At 56.1% G+C, this 13,965-nt stretch carries 12 protein-coding genes, 1 tRNA gene and 1 pseudogene; all 14 read left to right on the forward strand.

Annotated features, from left to right (window positions below; all coding sequences use genetic code 11):
• Positions 1-102 (forward strand): EF-Tu C-terminal domain-related protein (locus H567_RS28105; RefSeq protein ID WP_153306282.1); only part of this gene is annotated, 102 nt, incomplete at its 5' end.
• A 15-nt stretch (positions 103-117) separates the two neighbouring features.
• On the forward strand, positions 118-267 hold the full coding sequence (rpmG, locus tag H567_RS0119925) for a 50S ribosomal protein L33 (RefSeq protein WP_028322743.1): 150 nt from the start codon (positions 118-120) through the stop codon (positions 265-267).
• Positions 268-282: 15 nt separating this feature from the next.
• Positions 283-359, forward strand: a tRNA-Trp gene (locus H567_RS0119930).
• A gap of 73 nt (positions 360-432) precedes the next feature.
• Entirely contained in the window at positions 433-744 is a 312-nt protein-coding gene (gene secE, locus H567_RS27560) for a preprotein translocase subunit SecE (protein ID WP_051185155.1), read from the forward strand.
• 135 nt (positions 745-879) lie between these two features.
• Complete coding sequence (nusG, locus tag H567_RS0119940; protein ID WP_028322745.1) at positions 880-1,410, forward strand: transcription termination/antitermination protein NusG; 531 nt, start codon at positions 880-882, stop codon at positions 1,408-1,410.
• A gap of 11 nt (positions 1,411-1,421) precedes the next feature.
• Positions 1,422-1,850, forward strand: coding sequence for a 50S ribosomal protein L11 (gene rplK, locus H567_RS0119945; RefSeq protein WP_028322746.1), 429 nt, complete (start codon positions 1,422-1,424; stop codon positions 1,848-1,850).
• Positions 1,851-1,870: 20 nt separating this feature from the next.
• Positions 1,871-2,569, forward strand: coding sequence for a 50S ribosomal protein L1 (gene rplA / locus H567_RS0119950; RefSeq protein WP_028322747.1), 699 nt, complete (start codon positions 1,871-1,873; stop codon positions 2,567-2,569).
• Between the two features lie 647 nt (positions 2,570-3,216).
• Complete coding sequence (gene rplJ / locus H567_RS0119955) at positions 3,217-3,741, forward strand: 50S ribosomal protein L10 (protein WP_028322748.1); 525 nt, start codon at positions 3,217-3,219, stop codon at positions 3,739-3,741.
• Positions 3,742-3,777: 36 nt separating this feature from the next.
• Complete coding sequence (gene rplL, locus H567_RS0119960) at positions 3,778-4,164, forward strand: 50S ribosomal protein L7/L12 (protein WP_028322749.1); 387 nt, start codon at positions 3,778-3,780, stop codon at positions 4,162-4,164.
• A 307-nt stretch (positions 4,165-4,471) separates the two neighbouring features.
• The gene (gene rpoB / locus H567_RS0119965) at positions 4,472-8,584 is read left to right on the forward strand and encodes a DNA-directed RNA polymerase subunit beta (protein ID WP_028322750.1); all 4,113 of its coding nucleotides are present in this window, start codon (positions 4,472-4,474) and stop codon (positions 8,582-8,584) included.
• A gap of 100 nt (positions 8,585-8,684) precedes the next feature.
• Positions 8,685-12,755 carry a DNA-directed RNA polymerase subunit beta' gene (gene rpoC / locus H567_RS0119970; protein ID WP_028322751.1) on the forward strand — a complete coding sequence of 1,357 codons (4,071 nt, stop codon included), beginning with the start codon at positions 8,685-8,687 and terminating at the stop codon, positions 12,753-12,755.
• 136 nt (positions 12,756-12,891) lie between these two features.
• On the forward strand, positions 12,892-13,269 hold the full coding sequence (gene rpsL, locus H567_RS0119975) for a 30S ribosomal protein S12 (RefSeq protein WP_028322752.1): 378 nt from the start codon (positions 12,892-12,894) through the stop codon (positions 13,267-13,269).
• A gap of 56 nt (positions 13,270-13,325) precedes the next feature.
• A complete protein-coding gene (rpsG, locus tag H567_RS0119980) occupies positions 13,326-13,796 on the forward strand; it encodes a 30S ribosomal protein S7 (protein WP_028322753.1) in 471 nt (156 codons plus the stop codon).
• 90 nt (positions 13,797-13,886) lie between these two features.
• Positions 13,887-13,965: pseudogene (locus H567_RS29680) on the forward strand (GTP-binding protein); the annotation flags it as partial.

Here is a 13,965-nt window from a genome sequence, read left to right on the forward strand (position 1 = left end):
AAGCTGATCACGCCGATTGCGATGGAGAAGGAACTGCGGTTCGCCATCCGTGAGGGCGGCAGAACGGTCGGCGCCGGCGTCATCAGTGAAATTATCGAGTAGGGAGAGACTTGGGGCATGCGAGATATCATTACCCTGGCCTGTGAACAGTGTAAGAACAAAAATTACACCACGACCAAGAATAAGCGGAAGACACCGGACAAACTCGCTTTCAAGAAGTACTGTGCGTTCTGCCGTACCCATACGGTGCACAAGGAAACGAAATAGCGTATTTGTTCCTGCAGGCCAGTAGCTCTAACGGCTAGAGCACCGGACTCCAAATCCGGGTGTTGGGGGTTCGAATCCCTCCTGGCCTGCCATTTTTTATTGGGCCTTTTCCTGCCACGTCTGACGGGCGGATGAACCGGAACAGCTGAGCATATCGAGAGGCAGATGAAAACCCAGGAGCAGATTGGAAAGACGGACGGCGGGAAAGCGGGTGCCAAGACGCCGGTCGCCCGCGGAGGGGCCAAGAAGCCATCGGACAAGACCCCGCGAAAAGAGCGGTCCATTACCGTCTACATTCACAGGGCCCGTCAATTCCTTAGAGAGGTCAAGATGGAACTGAGGAAGGTGAAGTGGCCTACTCGCAAGGAGTTGATTGCCTCGACGAGCGTCGTCATCGTGCTGGTGATGATCATTTCCTTGTATCTGGGTCTGGTGGATTTCGGTCTTATAAAGATCATCAAAGGAATTGTAGGCTAAAAATTCCGCGATCCGGCCGACCTTTGGGACTGGGAATCTGCCTGCACCGTGGTCAGCTAATCAGATCACCGGTGCGTTCTTTGACCTGGTCGCCGGGGCTCCGGTGGCTGAATCCATACCAAGTCGGGTGTCCTTGTGGAATTGAAATGGTATATCGTACATACCTACTCGGGGTTTGAGAACAAGGTCAAGCGAAACCTCGAAGAGCGGGTCAAAACGCTCGGGCAGGAGGACCTGTTCGGGCGGATCCTCGTTCCGACCGAACAAGTCGTCGAATTGAAGAAAGGGCAAAAAAAGACTTCTTCGAGAAAGTTCTACCCGGGCTACATTCTCGTCCAGATGATCCTCAGCGACGAGACCTGGCACACCGTGATGGACACGGCTAAGGTGACGGGTTTCGTCGGGGGCGGTATTAAGCCCAGCCCCATACCGGATGCAGAGGCAGAGGTGATCCTGCGCCAGATGGAAGAGGGGGTGAGTCGCCCCAAGCCTCGCTTTCGGTTCGAGGAAGGAGATGATGTACGGGTTGTAGACGGGCCTTTCAGCAATTTCCAGGGCATCGTCGAAGAGGTCAAGCCCGACAAAGAGAAATTGCGCGTACTCATTACGATATTCGGACGGCCCACGCCTGTCGAATTGGATTTCATTCAGGTCAAGAAGATTTAAAGAGGTACATGATGGCAAAAAAAATCATCGGTTCAGTGAAGCTTCAGGTAAAGGGTGGACAGGCCAACCCGTCGCCTCCGATCGGCCCGGCCCTGGGTCAGCACGGCGTGAACATCGCTGAATTCTGCAAAGCCTTCAACGCGCGCACGCAGGATCAGATGGGTACCGTCATTCCGGTGGTTATCACCATATACGCGGACCGCTCCTTTTCCTTCATTACGAAGACGCCGCCGGCTTCCGTCCTTCTGAAACAGGTTGCAAAGATCGCCAAAGGGTCCGCTGTTCCCAACAAGGACAAGATCGCCACGGTGACGCGGCAACAGATCGAAGAGATCGCCAGACTCAAATTTGAAGATTTGAATGCCTATGACATTGAAGCCGCCGCCAAAATCATAGAGGGCACAGCGCGCAGCATGGGCATTAACGTGGCTGAGGCTTAGCCCGGGAGGACGATTGAGAGATGGGCAAAAAATATCGTGACAGTTTGCAGAAGGTCGATCGGCAGAAAAAATATGCCTTTGAGGAAGCCTTGCGCACGGCACTTGAGGGCCGCTTCGCGAAATTTGACGAGACCGTCGACGTGGCGGTGAGGTTAGGGGTTGACCCTCGTCATGCCGACCAGATGGTGAGAGGAACCGTGGTGCTTCCGCACGGCACCGGGAAGGAAGTTCGGGTCGCTGTTTTTGCCAAGGGTGAGAAGGAGAAGGAAGCTCTCGATGCTGGCGCTGATGTAGCGGGCGCGGATGAACTGGTCGAGAAAATCCAAAAAGGGTGGCTGGAATTCGACAAGGCCATCGCGACCCCGGACATGATGGGAGCTGTGGGCAAACTCGGCCGTATCCTGGGCCCTCGGGGTATGATGCCGAATGCCAAGCTCGGTACGGTGACGTTTGACGTCGGTAAGGCCGTAAAGGAGATCAAGGCCGGAAAAATTGACTTCAAGGTCGAGAAGGCCGGGATCGTTCATGCACCCGTTGGAAAGGCCTCGTTCGGTGTCGAAAAGCTTCTGGATAATCTGGCCGCGTTTTTTGAAACCATACAGAGGTTGAAACCTTCGGCAAGCAAAGGCACCTATTTAAAGACCATTGCCGTCGCGACAACGATGGGACCCGGTTTCAAGATCGATCCGGCTTATGTGAAGGATCTGACAAGTCAGTAAGAAGACCCATCGAGGGGTTGACAGAATGAAACGCCGATGAGAGCTGGGCGGGCGCTTCCTCTGGTCCCAGGTGGTCTTGTCGGCTTTCAGCGTTTAAGTGATTCTGTTTCCGCCTCCTGCTATGCCTTTCGAAGAGCCACCGAACGGTTTGACCCTGTCGCCTGAGGTTCGGCACACGCGAGCGGTTTTTCATTCGTGCGATATCGATAACGTATGCTGAGCCAGAAACATGAGCTCCTATCCCGAAAGGATGGTCAGGGCCGTGACAGGGAGCGGAGTTCCTATGGGAGACAAGAGGCCGGGGAAAAGCCGGAATTTTCTTCTGGTCGATGGCTGCTGGCGCTGGGATTGGGACCGCTGTCTTTCGGCTCATGAGCTTCGCTTGGCACAATAGAGTGCAGATACAACCGGAGCGTGAACGTTTCCGCGCTTCGGTCCGGGGTGCGACGAATAGAACGGGTGCATCCCATATTCTGACGATGATTGGAAGATGTCAAAGACAGTAGGTGCCTAAACCGGCCGGGGGCTTGCGGGCCGCTCGCCGGAAAAGGCTTAAACAAGATGCCTACCGAGACGTCCTGCTCGAGATGACGCTTTCAGCACCTCTGGCTTTGGCAAATGAATGCCCCACGGAGAGGAGGTGAAAAATGGATAAACAGAAGAAGGAAGAGTTTGTCACTGAACTGCAGGAACGCCTGAAGAAGGCTCAGGGGTCTTTTCTGGTAAACTATCAGGGTCTGAATGTGGAGACTTTGAGCAAGCTCAGAAAAGAACTCAGGGAAGCCGGCGGCGAGGTTCAGGTCGTCAAGAACCGGCTCCTCAAGTTGGCCAGCCGTGATACGGAAACGGAGTGTATGGAGAAATACATGACAGGACCGTCTGCGGTGGTGCTGTCTTATGAGGATGTCGTCAAAGGCGCAAAGGCACTGGTCGAATTCGGGAAGACCGCTAAACAGTTCAGCATTAAGGGCGGCCAGATTTCAGGCAGAGTCATGGATGAGGAAGGCATCAAGCGTTTGGCGGATTTGCCTGCGCGCGAGGTGCTCCTTTCTCAGGTTCTGGCTGCTATGCAGGCCGTGCCGGCGGGGTTTGTCAGAGTATTGAACGGTGTAATGGTTCAATTTATGAATGTACTGAAAGCAATTGAGGAGCAGAAGGGAGAGTCCGCTTAAGACGGACTTCCCCCATACGGAGGATATGAAAAGATCATGAGTGACCACATCACAAAGCAGGATGTAATTGATTTTATTGCAAATATGACCGTTTTGGAGCTTTCGGAGCTGGTCAAGGAGCTTGAAGATAAATTCGGTGTGAGCGCAGCGGCTCCGGTCGCCGTGGCTGCAGCCGCCCCAGTGGCCCAGGCCCAGGAAGAGGCGGCGGAAAAGACTGAGTTCGACGTTATCCTTTCCGCAGTCGGTGACAAGAAGATCCAGGTCATCAAGGTGGTGCGCGCCATTACCGGACTCGGTCTGAAGGAGGCGAAGGCCCTGGTGGACGGGGCGCCGAGTCCGGTCAAAGAGGGAGTTCCGAAAGAGGAAGCCGAAAATATCAAAAAGGAATTGGAAGAAAACGGCGCGACTGTCGAAATCAAATAATTTTTTTAAGGAAACGGCCCTGCGGGCCGGTATGGGTGCCTGCCCGCGTGCCGAACGTACGTTCGGGGCAGGTGCCCCACGCAGTACTCCCTCTCGGGTTTCTTCATGGGCCGGCCGAAGGCCGGCCTCAGGAGAGGGGCAAGCAGCGCTTGGACGGAGTCGTTCAAGGCCCCATAAGTCGAGAAATGACCTCCGTCGTGGCTTGGATGGTTCCTTTTGAAGAGGACCCCTCTAAGCCTGTGCGCCTTTACTTACTGGGATAAAGGTAAGAGGCGCGTTTGGAGACATCAAAGATTGAGGAGATACCATGCCGGGAAAAAATGGTGTCAGAAGCCGCCCAAGAAGGAATTTTGGGAAGATAAAGAAAGTCATGGAGATTCCGAGCCTGATCGAGATGCAGAAGATCTCTTACGAGCGTTTTCTGCAGAAGGATGTACCGCCCGAGGAGCGGCAGGATATCGGCCTTCAGGGGGCCTTTGAGAGTGTATTTCCCATTCATGATTTTGCCGGGACGGCCTCGCTCGAGTTCGTGAAATACACCTTCGAACCGGTGAAATACGACGAAGACGATTGCATGAACAAGGGCATGAATTTCGAGGCGCCTGTCAAGCTCACCGTAAGACTGGTGGTTTTCGACACGGATAGCACGGATGGCACGAAGAGCATCCGGGATATCAAAGAACAGGACATTTACTTTGGAACCCTGCCCATGATGACGGAGCGGGGAACCTTTATCGTGAACGGGACGGAACGGGTTGTCGTCAGTCAGCTCCATCGGTCGCCAGGCGTTTTCTTCGACCACGACAAAGGCAAGACCCACTCGAGCGGTAAACTGCTCTATTCAGCGAGGATCATTCCGCTGCGAGGGTCCTGGCTCGACTTCGAGTTCGATCCGAAGGATCTCCTCTACGTGAGGATCGATCGAAGGAGGAAGTTCCCTGTTACCATTCTTTTGAAGGCCCTTGGCTACAGCTCGAGGGAGATCCTCGAGCAGTTCTACGACAAGGAGACCATTGAGATCGGTAGGACGCTCTGCTGGCAGGAGGCGCGGATCGAAAATCTCTATCAGAAGAAGATCACGAAAGACATCGTGGATCCTCAGAGCGGTGAGGTGCTCGCCAAGAAGGGGGATAAATACACCAAGCGTCTGCATCGGATCCTGGAAACGGCCGGCGTCGACCGTATCCCGATCGACCTCGATGAGGTGATAGGGCGGGTCCTGGCGCAGGATGTGATGGACCAGGAGACCGGCGAGATTCTGATCGAAGGGAACCAGACCCTGACCCATGAGGTGGTTGAAACCTTGATCGAGAAGGGGGCCACCCGGATCGAATGTCTGGTGCTCGATGCCCAGGGGGTCAGCACGACGATCCGCGATACCATGCTGCTCGACCGCATCGACAGTCCGGACGAAGCCGTTCTGGACATCTACCGGAAGATGCGCCCGAGCAGTCCGCCGACCCAGGAGGTGGCGAACAACTTTTTGAACAACCTCTTCTTCAATATCAATACCTATGACCTGTCGAAGGTGGGCCGGCTCAAGCTCAACCACAGGCTCGACCTCGATGTCCCGCTCGATCAGAGAACTTTAAGGCGGGAAGACATCATGATGACGGTCAAAGAGTTGATCCATCTGAAGACGGCGGAGGCGATGGTCGATGACATCGACAACCTTGGGAACCGGCGGGTGCGGGCTGTCGGGGAACTGCTGGAGAATCAGTACCGGATCGGTCTGGTCCGGATGGAACGGGCCATCAAGGAAAAAATGAGTCTCCAGGAGGTGGAGACCCTGATGCCCCATGATCTGATCAACTCCAAACCCGTTTCGGCCATTGTCAAGGAGTTCTTCGGGACAAGCCAGCTTTCGCAATTCATGGACCAGACCAACCCCTTGTCCGAGGTGACGCATAAACGGCGCCTGAGCGCTCTCGGGCCCGGCGGCCTCACGCGGGAGCGGGCTGGGTTCGAGGTCCGCGACGTGCACCCGACGCATTACGGGCGGATCTGCCCCATCGAAACGCCTGAAGGTCCGAATATCGGTCTGATTGTATCTCTGAGCACCTATGCACGGGTCAATGATTTCGGATTTATCGAGACCCCTTACCGGTTCGTTGAAAACGGCGTTGCCAAAGCGGAGCTGAAATACCTTTCCGCCCTGGACGAAGGGAAGGACCCCATCGCACAGGCCAATGCGCCGCTAGATGAAGACGGGCGGTTCATCCGGGAGGAGGCTGCCGTCCGGATCGAGGGTGAGGCGGCAAAGGTGCCTGTGTCCGAGGTGAGGTACATGGACGTGTCGCCCGACCAGTTGGTGAGCGTGTCGGCCTCGTTGATTCCTTTCCTCGAGCACGACGATGCCAACCGCGCTCTGATGGGATCGAACATGCAGCGTCAGGCGGTCCCGCTGCTTCGCGCGAAGGCCCCGCTGGTTGGTACGGGTCTCGAGCGTATTGTCGCCCGTGATTCGGGTATCTCAGTTATCGCGCGGCGGGACGGCATTGTAGAAGATGTGGATGCTTCGCGTATCGTCGTCCGGTCCTACGGAGGGAAGGGCGGCGCCGAGCCGGAGGTGGACATTTACAAACTGGTCAAATTCAAGAAGTCGAACCAAAACAGCTGTTACAACCAGAAGCCGATCGTCGCGAGAGGTGATTTTGTCAGAAAAGGCCAAATCATAGCCGACGGCCCGGCTTCCGAGCTCGGGGAACTGGCTTTGGGGCAGAACGTGATGGTCGCGTTCATGTCATGGGGCGGGTATAACTTCGAGGACTCCATCCTGATCAGCGAACGCGTGGTGAAGGAGGATATTTATACCTCCATCCACATAGAGGAATTCGAAGTCGTTTCGAGGGATACGAAGCTCGGCAAGGAGGAGATCACCCGGGATATTCCCAATGTCGGTGAGGAGGCCCTCAAGAACCTGGATGAAAGCGGCATTGTCAAGGTCGGCGCCGAGGTCAAAGCCGGGGATATCCTGGTCGGAAAGATTACTCCGAAGGGTGAAACACAGCTTTCGCCGGAGGAAAAACTGCTGAGGGCGATCTTCGGAGATAAGGCGGGGGATGTCAAGGATACCTCTTTGCGGGTACCTCCGGGGGTGGAAGGCATCGTCATCGATGCGAAAGTCTTTTCCCGGCGGGGTGTCGACAAGGATGAGCGCAGCCTGGCTATCGAGGCGGAGGAGGAGGCGCGGCTGCGGAAGGACCAGGATGATGAAATCGCCCTGATCGGGCGGAGCACCCGCGACAAGCTCAAGGAGTTGCTGATCGGCAAACAGCTGAAGACGGATCTCCGCGACCGCAGCACGGGAGAGACGTTCGTCAAAGCCGGCAAAACCATTGAGGAAGAGACGGTCGATACGGTCCCCGTCGAGCTCTGGGCCGCGGCGGACTTGAAAATACCAATGGAGGTCATCGAGCGGATCGAAGGCGTGGTGGAAAGTTACAGCGAAAAGGTCGATCGTACGACGAACGTGTTCCAGGAAAAAATCGACCGGTTGAGCCTCGGAGATGAACTTGCGCCCGGTGTGATCAAGATGGTCAAGGTGTACATAGCGGTGAAACGTAAACTGTCGGTCGGGGATAAAATGGCCGGGCGGCACGGAAACAAGGGGGTGCTTTCCCGTATTCTGCCGGTCGAGGATATGCCTTACTTCGCCGATGGCACGCCTGTGGATATCATCTTGAACCCACTTGGCGTCCCCTCCCGAATGAACGCCGGCCAGGTGCTTGAGACGCATCTCGGCTGGGCTTCGAAAGAACTCGGGAGGCAGGTGGGGGTGCTTCTCGACTCGCTGCACAACAAGGATGAACTGAGGCCCAAGCTGGAGCGGATATTCCCCGGTGACAGCTTCCGCGAGCATTTCGACTCCAGGGATGATGACGAAATACTCGAGAAGGCGCGCCTGCTGAGGGACGGCGTTCCCATGGCCTCACCCGTTTTCGATGGCGCCGAAGAGGATGAGATCAGGCAGTGCCTTGAAGAGGCTGGGCTGCCCGTGACGGGTGAGGCTGTCCTCTACGACGGACGCTCGGGTGAGCCCTTCGATCAGCGGGTGACGGTTGGGATCATGTACATTCTGAAACTGCACCATCTCGTGGATGACAAACTGCATGCGCGTTCCATCGGTCCTTACTCCCTGGTGACACAGCAGCCCCTCGGTGGTAAGGCTCAATTCGGTGGACAGCGCCTGGGCGAGATGGAGGTGTGGGCTATGGAGGCTTACGGCGCTGCCTATTCGCTGCAGGAATTCCTGACCGTGAAGTCCGATGACGTCGCCGGGCGAACCCGCATGTACGAGCGGATCGTAAAAGGGAACAACGTGCTCGAGGCAGGTATCCCCGAATCCTTCAAGGTCCTCATGAAAGAACTCCAGAGTTTGGGGCTGGATATCCAGCTCTTCGAAGACAGCCAGACCTGAGCGGCTGTTTCGTCGGTTGTTCGGACGGGTCCCTGAAGGCGATGCGGGGTTTGATGTCTGAAAGGGGCCTAACGCGTTTGCGTATCGAAGGAGTTGAGCATTGGAAGAGTTGTATAGTTTTTTCGCCAAGCCGAAGGATCCGTCCAGCTTCAACGCGGTTCGGATTTCCCTGGCTTCGCCTGAAAAGATAAAGGAATGGTCACACGGAGAAGTCAAGAAGCCGGAGACCATCAATTACAGAACGTTCAAACCGGAAAGGGATGGACTTTTCTGCTCGAAGATATTCGGACCGATCAAGGATTACGAGTGCAACTGCGGCAAATACAAACGGATGAAGCACCGGGGCATCGTGTGCGAGAAGTGCGGCGTCGAGGTGATCCAGTCGAAGGTGCGCCGGGAGCGAATGGGCCATATTGAACTGGCGGCGCCTGTGGCGCACATCTGGTTCTTGAAATGCCTCCCTTCCAAGGTCGGGAACCTGGTCGACTTGACCCTGAAGGACCTTGAGCGCGTGCTTTATTTCGAAAGCTACATCGTCATCGATCCGAAAGACACCCCTCTCATCAAGGGGACCCTCCTGACCGACGAGCAACTGCAGCAGGCGAGGGAGGATTTCGGGGATCGTTTCGTGGCCGGCATTGGCGCCGAAGCGATTCAGACCATGCTGAAGGAGCTGGATCTCGACGTCCTCTCTGAATCGCTCCGAGAGGAGATGATGGGGACGAAGTCGGATGCGAAACGACGTAAATTGGCCAAAAGGCTCAAGATCGTCGACGCTTTCCGGGAGTCGAAAAACCGTCCGGAATGGACCATACTCGATGTCGTTCCCGTTCTGCCTCCTGATCTGAGGCCTCTGGTCCCTCTTGACGGCGGACGGTTCGCCACCTCCGATCTGAATGACCTCTACCGGCGGGTGATCAACCGGAACAACCGCCTCAAACGTCTTCTGGAATTGAGCGCGCCGGACATCATCGTGCGTAACGAGAAACGGATGCTCCAGGAGGCTGTAGACGTCCTTTTCGACAACGGGCGGCGTGGCAAGGTGGTGACGGGCGCCAACAAACGGCCTTTCAAGTCATTGAGCGACATGCTGAAGGGTAAACAAGGGCGTTTTCGTCAGAATCTGCTTGGTAAACGGGTGGACTATTCGGGTCGTTCGGTGATCGTTGTCGGACCCGATCTGAGGCTGCACCAGTGCGGCCTGCCGAAGAAGATGGCCCTCGAGCTTTTCAAGCCTTTCATTTACAATAAATTGGATGAAAAAGGGCTCGTGACCACCATTAAGAGTGCAAAGAAGATGGTGGAACGCGAGACCCCTGAAGTGTGGGATGCACTGGACGAGGTGGTGCGGGAATACTGCGTGCTGCTGAACCGGGCCCCGACACTGCATCGTCTCGGGATACAAGCCTTCGAACCTACGTTGATCGAGGGGAAGGCGATCCAACTGCACCCGCTTGTCTGCACGGCCTTCAACGCGGACTTTGACGGAGACCAGATGGCCGTTCACGTGCCTTTGTCGATCGAAGCGCAGATCGAGGCGCGGGTTCTCATGATGTCGACCAACAACATCCTTTCGCCCGCCCACGGTGACCCGATCATCGTTCCGAGCCAGGATATCGTCCTTGGCATCTACTACATGACCCGTGAGCGTGCTTTCGCCAAAGGAAGCGGGAAAACTTTTGCGAGCCCCAAAGAGGTCAGGATCGCATACGATGCAGGAGAACTCGATCTTCACGCAAGCATCAAGGTGCGGATGAACGGCGGGCTCAAGGAAACGACCACCGGGAGGATCATCCTCTCGGACATTCTTCCTCCAGAGCTGCCATTCAGCCTGATCAACCGGGTGATGTCGAAGAAGGAACTCCGTGGCCTGATCAATGAGGCCTATCGGCGCGTCGGGATCAAATCGACGGTGATTCTCGCCGACAGGTTGAAGGATATCGGATACAAGTATGCAAGCCTGTCAGGCATCTCCATTTCGATGAACGATATGGTGATTCCGGAGCGTAAGAACGAAATTATCCACAAGGCCGAAACGGAAGTAAAAAAGATCGAGGAACAGTACACGAGCGGTTTGATCACCAACGGTGAGAAATATAACAAGGTGGTCGATATCTGGGCGCAGTCGACCGAAATGGTGGCCTCAGAGATGATGAGGGAAATGGCTACCGAGGAGGTGAGCGGGCCGAACGGGGAAAAGCTCCGAGACACCAGTTTCAACCCCATCTTCATGATGTCGGAGTCGGGTGCGCGTGGCAGCAAGGACCAGATGCGCCAGTTGGCCGGGATGCGCGGGCTCATGGCGAAGCCTTCGGGCGAGATCATCGAGACGCCGATCACCTCCAACTTCCGGGAAGGCCTGACGGTGCTGCAGTACTTCATCTCGACCCACGGGGCCCGCAAGGGCCTGGCGGATACCGCGTTGAAGACAGCGAATTCCGGTTACCTGACCAGGCGGCTGGTGGATGTCGCGCAGGACGCGATCATCACGGAAGAGGATTGCGGCACGATGGACGGGATCTGGGTCGATGCGCTGGTTGAGGCCGGTGAGGTCCTTCAGCGGGTCGGCGATCGTGTGCTGGGGCGAGTCGCACTGCAGGACGTGTTTGATCCCATTACGGGCGAGCTGCTGGTGAAGGCCAACGAAGAGATCGACGAGGCCAAGGTCGAGGCGATCGAGGGTGCTGGTCTGGAAAGGGTCAAGATCCGCTCTGCCTTGACATGCGAATGCCGGCGGGGGATTTGCCGAAAGTGCTACGGCCGCGATCTGGCGCATGGCCGGGCGGTCAATATCGGCGAGGCGGTGGGCATCATCGCCGCGCAGTCCATCGGCGAGCCCGGTACCCAGCTGACGATGCGTACCTTCCATATCGGTGGCACGGCAAGCAAACGGGTGGAGCAGACGACGATCCAGCCCCGGAACGAGGGCCACGTCAAATTCGTCAAATTGAAGACGGTGGAAAACTCCGAAGGGAACCTGGTGGTGATGAACCGCGACGGGGAGATCGCCATTCTTGGAAAAGGCGGCCGTGAGGTCGAGCGCTATCCGATCATCTACGGCGCTACCCTGCGCGTCCGGGATGGCATGCCCATCAAGCCGGATCAGGTGTTGGCCGAATGGGACCCCTTTACCATTCCGATTATGACCGAGGTCGGCGGCGGGGTGAAATTCGGTGATATCCTCGAAGGCAAAACGATGCAGGAGAAACGGGACAAGGTGACAGGCAAGATCAGCCGCGTCATCGTGGAGTCCCGCGAGGTGGATATCCGCCCCCGGATATCGATCAAAGATGCCGGCGGAAAAACAGCGAACCTGCCTGGGAGCAGCAAGGCGCAGGCGCGGTATCATCTGCCTGTCGGCGCTATCATTATGGTGAACGAGGGCGACGAGGTGGGGGCTGGAGCGGTCTTGGCGAAGATCCCCCGTGAAACGACGAAGACGAAGGACATCACCGGTGGTCTTCCGCGTGTCGCTGAACTCTTTGAGGTACGGAAACCCAAGGAAACCGCGATCATCAGCGAAATCGACGGCGTGGTCTCCTTTGGGAAATATACCAAGGGCAAGCGGAAGATGACGATTACGCCGGAGATCGGCGAACCCGTGGATTACTTCATTGGGCGGGGCAAGCACGTCAGCGTGCTCGAGGGAGACTATGTCAGGGCAGGCGAGCCCTTGATGGACGGTTCGGTCAATCCTCATGACATCCTGAGAATCCGGGGCGTAAAGGAACTCGCCAAGTATCTCGTAGATGAGGTCCAGGAGGTCTACCGCCTGCAAGGCGTCAAGATCAACGACAAGCACATCGAGGTGATCGTGCGTCAAATGCTTCGGCAGGTCAGTGTGACCGATGTCGGGGATTCACAGTTCCTGTTGGGGGAGCACATCGAAAAGTGGCGGTTCGAAGAAGAAAACAGAGCCATCGTGGCCCGGGGCGGCGCACCTGCCAGTGCTGAACCGCTGCTGCTGGGAATCACCAAGGCATCGCTGAGCACGGAAAGTTTCATATCGGCTGCCTCTTTTCAGGAAACGACCAAGGTCCTTTCCGATGCGAGCGTTGCCGGGAAGGTGGACTATCTCAAAGGCCTCAAAGAAAACGTCATCATGGGGCGGCTGATACCCGCAGGGACCGGCGTCCAGACCTACCGCGATATTGATCTGAGCGTGGAGTGACGATTTTTGGCGGCATGGATTAAAACCGCTTGACAAAGAAAAATTTTAGTAATATGTATAGTCTTTTAATTATTCAGGGACCCCATTGCCGACGGGGTCCCTTAGTCTACGTTAGACAGCGCGTTGAGGAGATGCTATGCCGACGATAAACCAGCTCGTCCGAAAAGGCCGTCGACCGCCGAAAAAGAAAACAAAGACACCGGCTCTGCAGGGTGCACCCCAGAAGAGAGGGGTGTGTGTCCGGGTTTATACCTCGACACCCAAAAAGCCCAACTCCGCTCTTCGAAAGGTGGCGAGGGTGCGATTGACCAATGGGATCGAGGTTACCTCCTACATACCCGGCATGGGGCATAATCTGCAGGAGCACTCGGTTGTGCTGATCCGCGGAGGGCGCGTGAAGGATCTTCCTGGTGTGCGTTATCACATCATTCGAGGCACCATGGATACGACGGGTGTCGGCGACAGGCGACAGGGCAGGTCCAAATATGGCGCCAAGAGGCCGAAGGGACTCTAAGGCGTGGTTGAGGCATAAGCGGAACCAACCAACACAGGAATTGCGGAGTTTCCATCATGTCGAGGAAGAGAATAGCCGCTAAGCGGGAGATTACTCCGGATCCGCGGCATAAAAGCGTCCTTGCGGCGAAGTTCATCAACAATCTGATGAAGCAGGGAAAAAAAAGTACGGCCCGCACCATTCTCTATGATGCATTTGACATTATAGAATCCAAGACGAAAGAGGATCCGCTGGGCGTCTTCCAAAAAGCGGTCGAGAACGTCAAGCCCATTGTAGAAGTCAAATCCCGACGCGTCGGCGGATCGACCTACCAGGTCCCGACAGAGGTGCGGCCTGCAAGACGGCAGGCGCTAAGCATACGATGGCTGATCTCTTTTGCGGAGGGAAGAGGCGAAAAAACGATGGCTGCGAAACTCGCGGGTGAGTTGCTGGATGCCGCAAACCAACGAGGATCAGCTGTAAAGAAGAGGGAAGATACCCATAAGATGGCCGAAGCCAACAAGGCATTCGCTCATTACCGCTGGTAATTGCCCCAGGGAAGAAGCCCCGAAGGAAACGGATTGCGTGTCCCCGTGAAGCGATGGCGCACTCGGAGGGACTATCAAGGAGGATAGGAGATGTCGAAGAAGAAGTTTGAAAGGACGAAGCCGCACGTAAACGTGGGGACGATCGGGCATATCGACCATGGGAAGACGA

It is taken from the genome of Desulfatiglans anilini DSM 4660, assembly GCF_000422285.1.
Classification (GTDB): Bacteria; Desulfobacterota; DSM-4660; order Desulfatiglandales; family Desulfatiglandaceae; genus Desulfatiglans; species Desulfatiglans anilini.